Genomic DNA, 14,294 nt, shown 5'->3' on the forward strand with positions numbered 1-14,294 from the left:
GCGACGGCCGCCGCGGCGGACCGGGTAACGGGTGTGGCTGGTGATGGGCTGTGGCTGTGGTCAGCGGGGGGTGGCGTCGCGGAGGTCCACCAGCGCGCGGATCATCCACTCGCGGGTGGCCACGGCATGCCCGGGAGCGCCGTGGACGTCGTCGTGTTCGAGGACGGCCAGGTCCGGCAGGGTTCGCCGTAGCAGCGCCGGGTCGACCGGTGGGATGATCTCGTCCCGGGTGCTGGCCACGTAGCGCACCGGCACCGCGACGGCGGCGAGCTGCCGGTCGGACAGCGCCCAGCCGGGCAGCAGATCGGGCAGCACCAGAGGGTCCGTGCCGGTCAGGTGGGCCAGGGTCGCCACCGTGGCCGGCGGCAGCCCATGTTGCCAGGCACGGTCGGTGAACAGCGCGCGTACCGGCGCGCCGACCGTGATGATCCCGCGCAGCCGCGGATCCTCGGCTGCCCAGCGCAACGCCATATGCCCGCTGAAGCTCAGCGCGAGTGCGAAGGTGCGCGAGACGTCAGCGGCTCCGTCCAGTGCCTCGAGGATCGCCGGGAACATCTGCCAGCTGTCCGGGGTGTAACGCAGGGTGTTCTCGCCGACACCGGGCATCTCGGTCACGACCGCGGCGAGTCCGAGGCTGGACGCGAGCAGCAACAGGGGTGCCCACTGCTCCTTGATGCTGACGATGCCGCCACTGACGATCAACAGGGGTCGGTTCCTGGCCGCCGCCGACGGCTCCGCCGCGGCGCGCTGCCCGCCCGGCCCGTGCCCGCCGGCCAGTCCGGTCGTCCAGGCGGCGACCCTCGCACCGAGGATGTCCAACTCCACCCGGTCGATCCGGCCGGCCTCGGGAGCGACCGTGCGCCGCCACCTGTCCGTGGCCCGGACGCAGTTGCCCAGGGCGTCGCGCCGCGCCGGGCCGTCGACGAACGGGAACCGGGCGAAGCCGTAGCAGGCTGCGGCGCCCAGCAGGTCACCGTGGGTCTCCCGCGTCTCGGCGAGGCGCGACCACTCGTGCACCCAGGAACCTGGGCCGGTGCCGTCATGACGGATGCGCCCGGTCAGCTCCCGATATTCGGCGGCGTCGAGATCCAGGGCCGCCGCGTGCGCGGCGACGTGCACGGTGAGTTCGGCGACGTCGTTCATCGCGGTCCTTCCACCGTCGCAGTGGTGACCGCGGCGGCCTCGGGCTCCGGTGCCGCCCTGCCCGACTGCTCCCGCGCCGGCGGGTCGGGCTGACCCGGGTTCGCCGGCTCCGGGAAGGTCTGCAGCGTCTCCCGGATGTCGGCGAGAACGTCCGCGGCCTCCGCCCCGTCGATCACCCGGTGGTCAAAGGCCAGGCTCAGCCGCATGACGGGGGCCACCACGATCCGGCCGTCGCGAACCACCGGACGTTCGACGGTGCGTCCCAGTCCGAGGGTCACGGTGGTGCCGCCTACCGAGTGGAAGCCGTCCACCACCCCGTGCCCGAGCGAGGTGACCGCCACCGTCCCCCAGATCGCGGCCCTGCTCTCCAAGGGCCGCACCACCCTGCGGAAGGCCCGCTCGGCGCGCCGCCAGCCACGCCGGCCCGGCCCGGCCCGGTGCAGCGCACGCACCCCGGCGAACTCGGGCATGCTGGCCGGATCGCCGGTGCGGAAGCGTTCCACCTGCCGTTGGATCTCGTCGAGATCCAGACGTTCGAGATCACGCAGCACCGTGGCGAGCACGACCCGGTGGCCGTCGAGCGTCTTGTCCAGGGTGAGCTTGCCGTGCACGGCGTCATGGCGGACCACCTTCGGCCGGCGGCCGTCAAGGATGGCCGCGTTCGCCTCCGGATGCCGGGCCAGCACCCGGCCGGCGGCGTACAGCACATAGGTCACCACCGAGTGCCGATGCCCGGATCGCAGCGCCGCGACCCGGCTCATGTCCACCTCGGTGTCCAGGAACACGGGCGCGAACGCCCGGGTCTCCCGCAGGAAGTACAGGGTGTGCCGGCGCTGCGGGGCCAGATCAGTGATCGTCATCGGTATCCCACCCTCCTGCCGAACGCGCCCGGATCTCGTTGCCGCGGGTGCAGGGACATCGTTGCCCGCGCTGCTAGCCGAGCTCTTGCCGACGGCTAAACCGCCGTGCCTGCCGGTGTGGGCAGGCACGCGAACTGGTCCCCGGCTGAGGAGCCTCAGTCAGGGAAATGGCAGGCGACCTGGTGGTCCGCCGCCACTGGCCGCAGAAGCGGAACGACCTCGGCGCACCGGTCCTGGGCCTGCGGGCAGCGGGAGCGGAAACGGCATCCCCGGGGCGGTCGCGGCGACGACCCGGATCCCCCCGGATCCGCCCGGCCGGCCTGGGCGGCCGGGCCGGGCCCGCCGTCGAGCCTGGGCACGGCGTCGAGCAGCGTACGGGTGTAGGGGTGGCGGGGACGGCGGTAGAGCCGCTCGGCGGGTGCCAGTTCGCAGAGACGCCCCCGGTACATCACGCCCACCCGGTCGCTGATCTGCCGCACGACAGCCAGGTCGTGGGCGATGAACAGCAGGCTGAGCCCGTGCTGGCGCCGGACGTCCTCGAGCAGGTTGAGGATCTGCGCCTGCACCGACACGTCGAGCGCCGACACCGGTTCGTCGCAGACGACAAGCGCGGGGGACAGCACCAGCGCCCGGGCCAGCGCCACCCGCTGGCACTGCCCGCCGGAGAGCTCCCCGGGTCGCCGGTGACCAATGGTCCGGGGATCCAGGCCCACCGAGGACAGCGCGTCGTCGACCAGCCGGTCCCAGGGCCGCGGGAAGCGGTGGGCCGCCAACCCCTCCGCGACGATCGCGGCCGCGGTCCGGCGTGGATTCAGGGACGACGCCGCGTCCTGGAAGACCAGTTGCAGACGCGGGCGCAGCCGGCGCAGCGGCCGGGGCGACAGCCGGGCCAGGTCCTGCCCGTCGAACTCGACCCGCCCACCTGTGGGGCGGCGCAGCATGAGCACGGCCTGGGCGGTCGAGGACTTGCCGCAGCCGGACTCGCCGACCAGACCCAGGGTCTCCCCACGCCGGATGGTGAAGCTGATCCCGTCCACGGCGCGTAACGTCGTGCCACCCGGTGCCCGATGGTCGACGACGAGGTCACGGACCCGCAGCAGGACGTCGGATCCGGTCATGGCCCGCCGTCCTCGCCGTCCTCGCCGTCCTCGCCGTTCGCCCCGTCGAGGCGGCCCGGGCCACGACCGGGGCCCGGCGCGGCGCCGACCGGGGCGAAGCAGGCCACCGCGTGTCGCGGCCCGACCGGCTGGTGGGACCAGGGATCGGCGAGGACCGGCTCCCGCTGTCGGCAGTGGGTCAGCACCCGGGAGCAGCGTGGCGCGAACCGGCACCCGTGGGCGCTGCCCACCGGGGTGGCGGGCGTGCCGGGGACCGTCGCCAGCCGGGTGTGACTCGGCTGGTCCAGACGGGGCACCGAGGCGAGCAACGCGGCGGTGTAGGGATGGCGGGCCGCCCGGATCACCTGCGCGGTTGGTCCGGACTCCACCACCTGGCCGGCATACATCACCAGCAGATGGTCCGTCCGCCCGGCGGCGACGGCGAGGTCGTGGGTGATCAGGACAAGGCCCAGGCCGCGGCGGGCCCGCAGGTCCGCGAGCAGGTCGAGGATCTGACGTTGCACGGTGACGTCCAGAGCGGTGGTGGGCTCGTCGGCGAGCAGCACCCGTGGGTCGCAGGCGACCGCCAGCGCGATGCACACCCGCTGGCGCATTCCGCCCGACAGCTCGTGGGGATAGCTGCGCGCGCGGCGCTCGGGCTCGTCGATACCGACGTCACGCAGCAGTTCGACTGCTCGCTCGCGGGCCGCACGCCGTTTGAGGCCGCCGCGCAGCCGTAACGTCTCGGCCAGTTGACGCCCGATCCGCAGCACGGGGTTCAGGGCCGTCGAGGGGTCCTGAAACACCATGGCGATCCCGGGGCCGAGCACCGGGCGCAGGTCACGGGCGCTGGCGCCCAGCAGCTCACGACCGGCGAACCGCACCGAGCCGGTGGTACGGGCGCTGGCTGGAGCCAGCCCCAGCGCGGTGCGGGCCAGCATCGACTTTCCCGAACCGGACTCGCCGACGATCCCGACGGCCTGCCCTGCGGTGAGGGTGAACGAGACGCGGTCGACAGCATGCAGCGGACCGGCCGGTGTGGGGAGTGTCATCGACACGTCCCGTACCGCCAGCAGTGGCACGGCGGGGGTGGCGAGTGTCAGGGCGGGCCCGGCGGGTGACCGTTCGACGGTCATGGCAGCCTCGACTCGCCGACGGCGAACCGGCGGCGCGCCCACTCGCCGATCACGGTGAACGAGGCGACCGTCAGGAACACACAGCCGGCGGGCACGAACACCAGCCACGGGTCGCCGTCCAGGTAGGGTCGTCCATCGTTGATCATGGCGCCCCAGCTCGGCGCGGGCGGGGGCAGCCCCAGCCCCAGGAAGCTCAGGGACGCCTCGGCGACGACGGCGAACGCCATGAACACGAACGCGAACGGCGCCAGCCGCAGGATCACGTCGGGCAGGAGCTCCCGGCGCAGGGTCCGGCCCGGCCCGGTGCCCAGCGCGACGGCCGCCGCCACATGGTTGCGGCCGGCGAGTGCGAGGGTGCTCGCGCGGGCCAACCGGGCGAAGCTCGGTGTGCCCACGACCGCGAGGCCCAGCACCACGGTGGTGGTTCCGCGGCGGCCGACGGCGGCGATGGCGATCAGCAGGACCAGTGCTGGCACCGCCAGTACGGCATCGAGCACCAGGCCGATCGCGGCGTCCAGCCAGCCTCGGAGGTAGCCGGCGGCGAGTCCCGCCGCGAGGCCCGCCATCATCGCCAGGCCGGCCGATCCGAGTCCGACCAGCAGTGACTCCCGGGCGCCGTGGACGATCCGGGCCAGCACGCTGCGGCCGATGGCGTCGGTGCCCAGGAACTCGGGGCGCCAGCCCGGGGGCGTACGGGCGTCGACGCCGGGCACGATCTCGCCGTTGGAGCGCAGCGGGAGCACGTCGGCGAACAGAGCCGCGGTGAACATGGCGGTAAGCCAGGCGAGGGACAGCCACAGGGGTAGCCGCCCGGCCCGCGATCGTGGTGCCCTCATGCCGGCCGCACCCGGACCCGCACCCGCGGGTCGAGGAAGCCGTACAGCAGGTCGGTGACCGCGCCCGCCACGCAGTAGACGACCGCCAGGAACATGACGATGCCCTGCACCACCGGCACGTCCTTCGCGGTCACGCTGGTGACCATCAGCTGTCCGAGCCCCGGCAGGGCGAACAGCACCTCGACGACCACCGCCCCGCCGATCAGCTGGCCGACGCTGATCCCGGTGAGGGTGATCAGGGAGAACGACGAGGGGCGCAGCGCGTGCCGGAACAGGATGCGACGCACCGGGAGCCCGCGGGAACGGGCGGCCAGGATGTAGTCCTCCCGCAGGGTGGCAGTCATGTCGGCGCGCAGCATCCTGGTGTAGGTGGGCACCAGGGACAGGACCAGGGTGGCGACGGGCAGCACGGCGTGGCGCAGATTGGCACCCAGACCGTCCACCGGGGCCACCCAGCCGGTCGCCGGCAGCGCGCCGATCTTCAGCGTGAGCAGATAGACGCCGACCAGAGCGACGACGAAGGGGGGCGTCGCGATCAGTGCGGAGGAGGCCAGTGACCAGACCCGGTCCGCCCGCCCATGCGCGCGGTAGGCGGTGAACACGCCGATCGGCACGGCGACGACCAGCGCACTGGCGAGCGCCAGCACCACCAGTTCCCCGGTCACCGCCAGTCTGGCAGCCACCTCGGTCATGACCGGCTCGCCGGTCAGGTAGGACGTCCCGAAGTCGCCGCGCAGCACGCCGCCGATCCAGGTCGCGTAGCGGGTGAGGAACGGGTCGTCGAGGCGCAGTGCCCGGTGGACGGTGGCGACCTGCTCGGCGCTCGCCTGCTCGCCGAGCAGGGCGAAGGCCGGATCACCCGGAGCCAGGTCGAGGAGAAAGGTCGCGCCGAAGCCGACCAGCAGCAGGACGACCGCGGTGCGCGCGAGCTGCCATCCAACCAGGCGGACGGCGCCGCGGTTCGCGTGCATCCGGGCTCACCCGGCTTTTGACAGACGGGTGATGTCGAGCACCCCGTCATTGAGGATCGGGAGCTCGCCGTCGAAGGCTGCCCGCTGGTGCAGGTACTGCCCGGGCAGGCGGTACAGCGGTCCGGCGAGCGGCAGCCGCTCGGCGATGATCCGCTGGGCCGTCTCGTAGGCCTTCGTGCGCCCGGCGGTGTCGCGGGCCTGCTGTCCGTCGCGCAGCGCGGTGTCGAAACGGGCGTCGGAGAACCGACCATAGTTGTTGGGACCGCCGGTACCCAGGTTGAGCGCGAGCTGCGGATAGGGATCGACGAATCTCGGCGTTCCGGTGAGGGTGGCCTGGAACGCGCCCTTGAGGATCGGCAGTGTCTGGGCCATCGCGTCGACCTTGACCTGGACGTTGCGGAATCCGTCCAGCTGGGACTGCACCCACTCGGCGACGTTGCTGAAGTTCAGCGGGGTGACGATGGTGAACCGCACCGGTTCGCCCTGCGCGGCCAGTTCGTCGAACAGGGCCTGGGCTCGTTGCCGGTTCGGGGTAGGGAGCGCGACCGCGCTGTGGAACGGCGACTGCTCGCGCAGGAACGTGGCCGGGACGGTGGCTGTCCCGTCGAACAGTGTCTTGTTGAGGGCCTCTGGGTCGAGCGCATGGGCCACCGCCTGGCGGGCGCGCAGGTCGTCGAAGGGGGCTGTGGTGACGTTGAACAGCAGGTTGAGTCCGCCATCGCTGAGCGCGCGCTGGTTGACCAGGCCCGCCGCGGTGGCGGTGCGGCCGGTGCGCAGGTTCGCGGAGAACGCGATGTCCCCGCCGCCCGAGAGCAGGGTGTTGTAGCGCTGCGTCTCGTCCGGGATGGTCCGGACCACGATCGTGTCGAGGGAGGCCCGCTGGGTGGATTCGGGGTTGCGTACCAGCGTCACATGATCATTGCGTAGCCATTCCCGGACGGTGAAGGCTCCCGCGCCCACCGGGGCGGTCCTGAACGCGGAGCCCTTGGCCCGCATGGCGGCGGGGGAACCGATGAAGGTCAGTGGAGTCTGCGCGACCAGCCGCGGGAACTGGTTGTCGGGTTGTTTCAGCGTGATCCGCAGTGTCACCGCGTCGACCACGTCCAGCGCGCCGATCCGCTGGGCGGTTCCGGCGCTCGGGGAGCGCCGGGCGGGGTCCGCCAGTTGCGTCCAGTTGTCCCGCACGGCCGCGGCGTCCAGCGGTGTCCCGTCGCTGAAGCGCACCCCGGGTCGTAGCCGCAGGGTCCAGGTCCGGCCGTCCGTGGAGTCGAGCGCGGTGGCCAGCCGGTACTCCAGCCCGGCACTCGGGGTGAGCGCGATCAGCGCGTCGTAGACGGCGAGCCGCTCGATCGTGCCGGAGAGCATCTGGAGCCCGAAACCGTCATCGGTGGACAGGTCGATCGGATCGGCCGGCCAGAGGATCGTCAGCTTCCGGTTGTCCGACGATGCGTTCGCCGTGCCAGCCGGAGAGCCGCAGGCCGTGATCAGGCCGAGGACGGCGGCCGTGCCGCAGGCGGCCATCGCGATCAGCAGGCGGAACGTCGGACGGATCGGCCGTGGGCGACGTGTGCGTGCCATGGGCGTGGGCCGCCTTCTCGGTCGGGTGGATGTGGTCACCGGGCGCTCGCGGCGCCCGATCGGCGACCTGCCGGGCGTTCCAGCCCCAGATGGTCACGCAGCGTTCGACCGTCGTAGCCGGTACGGAACAGGCCGCGGCGACGCAGCTCGGGTATGACCTGGTCGACGACGTCGTCGAGTCCTTTGGGTAGCAGCGGAACGAGCAGGTTGAAGCCATCGGCGGCACCCGCTCGGAACCAGGTCTCGAGCTGGTCGGCGATCTGCTCGCCCGTGCCGGTGGCGATCCAGTGCACAACGCCGAGATTGCTCCGAACCCACCGGGCGAACTGGGCGATCGTCGGTGACTCCGCATGGACGTACTGCCGGAAGCGCACCAGGCGACTGACCGACTGCCCGTAGGTGGCCTCGTCCGGGAACAGCGCGGGATCCATCGGCTGGTCGGGGTCGAGCCCACCGAGGTCGGTCTCGAGGATGGCACCCAGCTCCTCGATCATGGCGTCGAGCGGCTCTGGCTGGTCCTCCAGCTCCCGGCGCAGCTCACGTGCCTCCCGCTCGGTCGACCCGACGTAGGGGATCAGGCCTGGCAGAACGCGTACGCTGTCCGCGCGGCGGCCGGCATGCGCCGCGCGCCGACGGATGTCCTGACAGAAGGCCTGGCCGTTCTCCAGGGTGGACGAGCCGGTGTAGACCGCGTCCGCCCAGCGGGCCGCGAGGTCACGTCCGCGCGGTGACGCACCGGCCTGGACCAGTACGGGGCGTCCCTGCGGCGGTCGCGGGATGTTCAGCGGCCCGCGGACGCGGAAGTGCTCGGACACGTGGTTGATCTCGACGATCGATTCGAGGTCGGCGAAGACGCCGGTGGCCTTGTCGGCCCGGATGGTGTCGTCGGCCCAGCTGTCCCACAGCGAGGTGACGACCGTGAGGAAGTCCGCGGCGCGTTCGTACCGGGTGGCGTGCTCGAAGTGGCTGTCCCGGCCGAAGTTCTGGGCGACGCGGTCGCCCGCCGAGGTCACCACGTTGACGCCCGCACGGCCCGCACTGAGATGGTCGAGCATGGCGAACTGCCGGGCGACGGTGTAGGGCTCGCTGTAGCTTGCCGAGATCGTCCCGATGAGGCCTATGTGGGTGGTCGCCACCGCCAGCGCGGACAGCAGCGACACCGGCTCCGCCTGCAGCGTCACGGAACGGCCCGGCATGAGGACGAAGGCCGGGGTGTCGGCGAGGAAGATCGCGTCCAGCTGGCCTCGCTCCGCCGTCCGAGCCAGTTCGAGGTAGTAGTCCGCGGAGAACACGCGGTCGGGCTGGCTGCTTGGATGCCGCCAGCCGGCCCGGTGGAACCCCAGGCCGTTGAGGTTGAGGCTCAGATGGAGCTGGCGGTTGTCCCTGCCGCTCACTCGGGTTGACCTCCAGACAAGAACAATGGACTGACTGGTTCTGAAGAATTTACCCACAAAACTGGTGGTCTTTGTGGGGAATCCCCGGGCTGGGCGTCCTGGTGGCCGTGTGTTCCGCCGGTCCGGGGCTGATGCGACCCGCTCGCCGGCCAGATCGGGTCGGTGATGGCCGGTGTCCTGTCCGGCGAAAGGTCCATGCCTGTCGGTGGCCGGCTCCCGGAGCGGGGTGGAGCTTCCTCGTTCCGGTCCGTGGCGCGCGGTGCGGCGACGCGAGGGTCGAGCCCGCTCCCGTGTGCTGACCTTAATGTAAAGTCTTTTGTACTGACCGGTTAATCAGCCAGAGTGAGGTGAGGAAGGGTATGGCTCAGGAACAGGGTGATCGCCTGGACCCGGCGCTGTTGCGGTTGATCGGAGTGTTGCTGCTTGGCGGCCTGATGGGTCTGCTTGACGGCACGATCGTGAACGTCGGGATCGACACGCTGGGAGAGCGGTTCGACGCGCCGTTGAGCACGGTCGGGTGGGTTGCCACCGGCTACCTGCTCGCGGTGACGGTGGCGATCCCGCTCAGCGGGTGGGCGGTGGACCGCTTTGGCGCCCGTCGGATCTGGCTGACCGGCCTCTCGCTGTTCCTGGCAGGGTCGCTGGCCTGCGGCCTGGCACCGTCGATCGGCGCGCTGGTCGTGTTCCGGGTGATCCAGGGATTCGGCGGCGGGATGCTCGATCCGGTGATGCTCACGCTGTTGGCGCGGGCGGCCGGCCCGGCCCGGGTCGGGCGGGTCATGGGACTGATGGGGATCGTCATCCCACTCGGTCCCGTCCTGGGCCCGATCGTGGGTGGCGTGATCATCGAGCATCTGGACTGGCGGTGGATGTTCCTGGTGAACCTGCCGATCGGGGTGACGGCTCTGGTGGCCTCGTTCAAGGTCGTCCCGGTCGACGCGCCGGACCCCGGGCAGGCGCCGGCCCGCCTGGACGTCGTGGGGGTCTCGCTGCTCTGCCCGGGGTTCGCCGTACTGGTGTACGCCCTGTCGCAGGCCGGTGAGCACGGGTTCGGTGCGGTCCAGGTGCCGGTGACGCTGACGATCGGGGGCGTGCTGCTGCTCGGCTACGTCGGCCATGCCCTGCGGGCCCGTGGCGCCGCGTTGATCGACCTGCGGTTGTTCACCAGTCGCAGCTTCAGTGCGAGCGTGGCGGTGATGGCGGTCACTGGCGTCATGTTGTTCTCGATGCTGTTCGTCGTGCCGTTGTACTACCAGCAGTTGCGCGGGCACGACGTGCTCGAGGCTGGCCTGCTGCTCGCGCCGCTGGGGGTGGGCTCGTTCATCGCGATGCCACTCGCGGGTCGGCTCAGCGAACGGGTTGGCGCGCGGGTCCTGGCGCCGGGGGGTGCGGCGCTGATCGCGGCGAGTGCGCTGGTGTTCACCAGGTCCGGGAACGACACCAGCGAGGCACTGCTCGGGGTGGCGGCCTTCGTGACGGGGCTCGGGCTGGGCTTCATCGGGGCACCGACGATGGGGGCGCTGTACCGGACGCTGCCGGTGGCGTCCGTGCCGCAGGGAACCTCGGCCCTCTACGTGCTCAACCAGTTGGGCGCCTCGCTCGGAATCGCGATCGTGGCGTTCATCCTGCAGCGCGGCACCGTCGGCGGGTTGCCGACGGCGCACGCCTTCCAGTCGGCGTTCTGGTGGGTCTTCGGTGGTGCGATCGCGGTCCTGCTGTCCGGGCTCTTCCTGCCAGGTCGACCGCGGCCAGCGCCGCAGCCGGACATGGAGCGGCGAGAGAGCGAACCCGCGGCGACGGTATGACCAGACCACCGGCCTCCGTGTCCCCGGGCCGGGATCGGATGCGGCGGAGGGACTCTCCTCCGCCGCATCCGTTTGTCCGGATCCCGGGGCTGTCGACCCTGGGCCGGTGCGCTCGGGACCGGGCTGGTTGCGGACGGGGTCAGCGCACGGCCTGGTGGCGGGACTCGGGCACCGTGGGCACGGCCTCGGCCAGCAGCTCGTAGGAGCGGACCCGGTCGGCGTGGTCGTGGATCAGGGACAGCGCCAGCAACTCGTCGGCGCCGCACCGTTGGACGAGGTCCGAGATCTTCTCCGCCAGGGTCGTGGGACCACCGAAGAACTGGTCGGCACTGTGCTCCTGGACGTACTTCTCCTGCACCCGGGAGAAGCGGTGGGCGGCGACTTCGGCCGGACCGGGGTAGAGATCGTAGATACGCCCCTGCTGAATGTGGATCTTGCGCAGCAGGTAGGGCAGCGCGAGCCCACGTGCGTGCTCGTCGGACTCGCCTGCGACCACCGCGGCGGCGACCAGGGTGTACGGCTGCGCCAGCTGGGACGACGCCCGGAACGCCGAACGGTACGTGTCGAGGGCGGCCACCGTCAGATGCGGCACGAGGTGGTGGGCGAAGGCGTAGGGCAGCCCCAGGGCGCCGGCGAACCGGGCACTGGTCAGGCTGGAACCCAGCATGCACAGCCAGGGCTGACCCGGGGGGGCGGGGATCGCGGCGACGCGGTGCTCGGACGCCGCGTCGGCCGTACCCGCCAGATAGCCGGTCAGCTCCCTCAGCTGCCGTGGGAAGTCATCGGCCGCGAACAGGCGGCCCAGAGCTCTGGCGGTGAGCAGATCGCCGCCCGACGCCCGCCCGATCCCGAGGTCGATCCGCCCCGGGTGCAGGGCCTGCAGGGTGCCGAACTGCTCGGCGACCACCAGCGGAGCATGGTTGGGCAGCAGGACTCCGCCGGAGCCGACCCGCAGGCTCGTGGTGACGCTTGCCAGTCGACCCGCGAGCACCGCCGGCGAGGACGTCGCCAGGCTGGGAACGTTGTGGTGCTCGGCGACCCAGTGGCGCTGGTAGCCCAGTGCCTCCACCCGCGGCGCGAGATCCACCGTGTTGCGCAGCGCCTGCGCGGTACTGCTGTCGGTGAAGACCGGGGCCACGTCCAGAACGGACAGCCGTAGCGCCCCGGCATGTGTTGCGGAAGTGGTCGGCATGCCATGCGCTCCTTGCGCCGCGGCGGGAACCGGAGGTCTGCCAGGCCGAGCAGGCCTCCTGCGTTCCGCTCGCCGCGGTCTCGGTTGACGCCTGCATGGATGTCCGCCGGTGCCGACCGCCGTTTCCGCCCGGTCGCGACCTGTTGACCGACCAGTTCAGTGTATCGCGACGGTCAGTTCGATCCGGGACGGCTGGGGGTGAGATCCGCCAGGTGCGGGAGGACCTCGTTGGCGAAACGCTCTCGTGAGTGCCGGGCCGTCTCGGTATTGAGATAGCCGAACTCGAAGCCGGCGATGACGTAGCTGATACCGACGTCGGCCAACGCTCTGAACTGGTCGATCACCTCGTCGGCCGAACCTGTGATGAGGATGTCGCGGACCTTCTCCTCCACCGCCGGGTCGATCTGGTCGGGAGTCGGGGCGGCGCCGGCATCGGGGTAGACACTGTTGGTCAGGGCGGCCGAGGTCTGGAGCTGACGGGCGATCTCGCGAACCACCCGCTGGCGGCCCGCGTCATCCCCCAGGTACACGAACCGGTTGACCTGGAACTCGCGCCCCGCAGGCAGCCCGCCGGCCTGGTCGATCCAGCCCCGGCGCTCGACGATCTGGTCGTAGGTGGTGACAGCCGGCAGCATGAAATGGAAACCCCGGTCGGCGGCGAACCGCAGCGATTCGGGGCTCGTCGCCGCCATCCAGATCGGCGGATGCGGCTGCTGGGTCGGGCGCGGCAGCAGGGTGACCGGGGCGTCGATCCGGACGTGACGGCCCTTGAAGTCCCGGTCCTCCTGGGTGAACAGCTGCTCGAGGGCGTCGACCGCCTCGGCGAAGATCTCCCGGTTGTCGGCCGCGTCCCGGCCGAAGCCGAGAAACTCGTGCGGCTGGTAGCCACGGCCGATGCCGAAGTCGAACCGTCCCGCGGACAACGCGTCCAGGGTGAGCACGTCGGCGGCGAGCCGGACCGGGTCCCAGAACGGCAGTACGAGGATCGACGTTCCCAGCCGCAGCCGGGGGGCGGCTGCGGCGGCCTGCGCCAGCAGGATCAGGGGAGACGAGGTGAGACTGTAGGTGGAGAAGTGGTGCTCGGTCACCCAGATGCCGGCGAACCCGCGGTCCTCGGCCCAGCGGACGTCGTGCAGAAAGTCGGCGTAGAGCGCCCGGGCGGTCGCGGAGTCGCCTGCCGGGGCCATGTTCAGGTATCCGAGTCCTACGCGCATGTGCATCCTCCAGAGGGGGTCGGTGTCCCGGTGGGACCGCCCGGCGGGTTGCCGGGCGGCGAGGGGCAGGCGCCCGTGACGGTCAGCCGACGCGGGACTCCACCGCGGAGCCGTCGAGGGTCCGGGCGGCGGGGGGCGGGCCGGCGGGAACCGGCACGGGCGCCGAGGACGGACCCGGCTGCCCGGCAAGTTCGACCCGCAGATGGGCGGCGAGGGCCCGCGGGGTCGGGTGGTCGTACATCACGATCGGAGGGAGCAGCAGCCCGGTCGCCTCGCAGAGCCGGTTGCGCACCTCCAACGCCGTGAACGAGGAGAAGCCGATCTCGAGAAAGTTGTCACCGGCGCCGATGTCCTGCGGGCTGGGGTGCCCCAGCACCTCGGCGGCGTGCCGGCGCACCAGGTCCAGCAGGGCCGAGCCCACCTCCTCGGCATCCGCCGTGGCCACCAGCACCCGCAGGGCGGCGACATCCGTCGCACTCTCCGACTCGCCCGGATCGCCCAGGTCGGTGAGGTCGGTCGCCCGGAGGTCGGCGACGTCCGCCGGCCACGACCCGCCCGACGGTGTGGCCGCGGTGTGCTCCCGCCGCCACCGGGCGAAGGCGGGCAGGACCGAGACCAACGCCGGGTGCTCGGCCGCGGGCAGCCGCAGTGCGCCCGCCACGGCGTCGAGGTCGCCTTGCTCGACGGCATCCCAGAACCGCGCCTCGTCCGGCTCGAAGGACCTGTGCGTGCCGGCATGTACCCGGGGGCCCCTCGGCCCTGCGCTCAGCCAGTGGTTCGTGTGCTGGAACGCGTAGGTGGGTAGTGGAACGGCCCGGGCGCCGCCGCCCGCGAAGAAGGCGCCCCAGTCGACCGTGGTGCCCTCGACATGGGCCTGAGCCAGCCCCCCGACCAGCGTCGAGGGTTCAGGACGCCCGCGGGCCAGCAGCGGCGTCACCGTGGCGACACCCACCGGCAGACATTCGTGGGCCATCGGGGTGAGGATCGCGTCCGGTCCCAGTTCCAGGTAGGTGGTGACGCCGAGGGTGTGCAGGTGGTGGATGCCGTCGTGGAAGCGGACGGGGTGGC

12 protein-coding genes are annotated in these 14,294 nt (G+C 71.7%); 1 reads left to right on the forward strand and 11 read right to left on the reverse strand.

Annotation, left to right across the window (positions count from 1 at the left end; translation table 11 throughout):
* Positions 1-60: 60 nt before the first annotated feature.
* The 8 genes from MXD61_RS11020 to MXD61_RS11055 form a co-directional block, all read right to left on the reverse strand.
* Positions 61-1,143: an alpha/beta fold hydrolase gene (locus MXD61_RS11020; protein ID WP_248812742.1), complete on the reverse strand. Its 1,083-nt coding sequence runs from the start codon at positions 1,141-1,143 to the stop codon at positions 61-63.
* Entirely contained in the window at positions 1,140-2,003 is an 864-nt protein-coding gene (locus MXD61_RS11025; RefSeq protein WP_248812743.1) for a 2-oxo acid dehydrogenase subunit E2, read from the reverse strand. The genes MXD61_RS11020 and MXD61_RS11025 overlap by 4 nt, the downstream gene beginning before the upstream one ends.
* 155 nt (positions 2,004-2,158) lie before the next feature.
* A complete protein-coding gene (locus MXD61_RS11030; protein WP_248812744.1) occupies positions 2,159-3,121 on the reverse strand; it encodes an ABC transporter ATP-binding protein in 963 nt (320 codons plus the stop codon).
* Positions 3,118-4,236 carry an ABC transporter ATP-binding protein gene (locus MXD61_RS11035; RefSeq protein WP_248812745.1) on the reverse strand — a complete coding sequence of 373 codons (1,119 nt, stop codon included), beginning with the start codon at positions 4,234-4,236 and terminating at the stop codon, positions 3,118-3,120. Before MXD61_RS11035 ends, MXD61_RS11030 begins: the two co-directional genes overlap by 4 nt.
* Positions 4,233-5,072: an ABC transporter permease gene (locus tag MXD61_RS11040; protein ID WP_248812746.1), complete on the reverse strand. Its 840-nt coding sequence runs from the start codon at positions 5,070-5,072 to the stop codon at positions 4,233-4,235. Before MXD61_RS11040 ends, MXD61_RS11035 begins: the two co-directional genes overlap by 4 nt.
* Positions 5,069-6,043: an ABC transporter permease gene (locus MXD61_RS11045; protein ID WP_248812747.1), complete on the reverse strand. Its 975-nt coding sequence runs from the start codon at positions 6,041-6,043 to the stop codon at positions 5,069-5,071. Before MXD61_RS11045 ends, MXD61_RS11040 begins: the two co-directional genes overlap by 4 nt.
* A 6-nt stretch (positions 6,044-6,049) precedes the next feature.
* A complete protein-coding gene (locus MXD61_RS11050) occupies positions 6,050-7,621 on the reverse strand; it encodes an ABC transporter substrate-binding protein (RefSeq protein ID WP_248812748.1) in 1,572 nt (523 codons plus the stop codon).
* 35 nt (positions 7,622-7,656) lie between these two features.
* Entirely contained in the window at positions 7,657-9,015 is a 1,359-nt protein-coding gene (locus MXD61_RS11055) for an NtaA/DmoA family FMN-dependent monooxygenase (RefSeq protein ID WP_248812749.1), read from the reverse strand.
* 359 nt (positions 9,016-9,374) lie between these two features.
* On the opposite strand from MXD61_RS11055, the gene MXD61_RS11060 reads away from it, so the two are divergent.
* Entirely contained in the window at positions 9,375-10,820 is a 1,446-nt protein-coding gene (locus MXD61_RS11060; protein ID WP_248812750.1) for a DHA2 family efflux MFS transporter permease subunit, read from the forward strand.
* 139 nt (positions 10,821-10,959) lie between these two features.
* Here MXD61_RS11060 and MXD61_RS11065 read toward each other — a convergent pair whose 3' ends face one another.
* From MXD61_RS11065 to MXD61_RS11075, 3 genes are all read right to left on the reverse strand, one after another.
* Positions 10,960-12,012, reverse strand: coding sequence for an LLM class flavin-dependent oxidoreductase (locus MXD61_RS11065; protein ID WP_248812751.1), 1,053 nt, complete (start codon positions 12,010-12,012; stop codon positions 10,960-10,962).
* Between the two features lie 173 nt (positions 12,013-12,185).
* The gene (locus MXD61_RS11070; RefSeq protein ID WP_248812752.1) at positions 12,186-13,226 is read right to left on the reverse strand and encodes an LLM class flavin-dependent oxidoreductase; all 1,041 of its coding nucleotides are present in this window, start codon (positions 13,224-13,226) and stop codon (positions 12,186-12,188) included.
* Positions 13,227-13,308: 82 nt separating this feature from the next.
* The coding region (locus tag MXD61_RS11075; protein ID WP_248812753.1) for an acyl carrier protein at positions 13,309-14,294 on the reverse strand (986 nt) is incomplete at its 5' end.

It is taken from the genome of Frankia sp. AgPm24, assembly GCF_023243055.1.
Classification (GTDB): Bacteria; Actinomycetota; Actinomycetes; order Frankiales; family Frankiaceae; genus Frankia; species Frankia umida.

Bases quoted from the DNA above. Each gene is read 5' to 3' on its own strand.
- MXD61_RS11030 (WP_248812744.1), bottom strand. From the start codon at position 3,121: ATGACCGGATCCGACGTCCTGCTGCGGGTCCGTGACCTCGTCGTCGAC.
- MXD61_RS11040 (WP_248812746.1), bottom strand. From the start codon at position 5,072: ATGAGGGCACCACGATCGCGGGCCGGGCGGCTACCCCTGTGGCTGTCC.
- MXD61_RS11065 (WP_248812751.1), bottom strand. From the start codon at position 12,012: ATGCCGACCACTTCCGCAACACATGCCGGGGCGCTACGGCTGTCCGTT.
- MXD61_RS11060 (WP_248812750.1), top strand. From the start codon at position 9,375: ATGGCTCAGGAACAGGGTGATCGCCTGGACCCGGCGCTGTTGCGGTTG.
- MXD61_RS11035 (WP_248812745.1), bottom strand. From the start codon at position 4,236: ATGACCGTCGAACGGTCACCCGCCGGGCCCGCCCTGACACTCGCCACC.
- MXD61_RS11070 (WP_248812752.1), bottom strand. From the start codon at position 13,226: ATGCGCGTAGGACTCGGATACCTGAACATGGCCCCGGCAGGCGACTCC.
- MXD61_RS11045 (WP_248812747.1), bottom strand. From the start codon at position 6,043: ATGCACGCGAACCGCGGCGCCGTCCGCCTGGTTGGATGGCAGCTCGCG.
- MXD61_RS11025 (WP_248812743.1), bottom strand. From the start codon at position 2,003: ATGACGATCACTGATCTGGCCCCGCAGCGCCGGCACACCCTGTACTTC.
- MXD61_RS11050 (WP_248812748.1), bottom strand. From the start codon at position 7,621: ATGGCACGCACACGTCGCCCACGGCCGATCCGTCCGACGTTCCGCCTG.
- MXD61_RS11020 (WP_248812742.1), bottom strand. From the start codon at position 1,143: ATGAACGACGTCGCCGAACTCACCGTGCACGTCGCCGCGCACGCGGCG.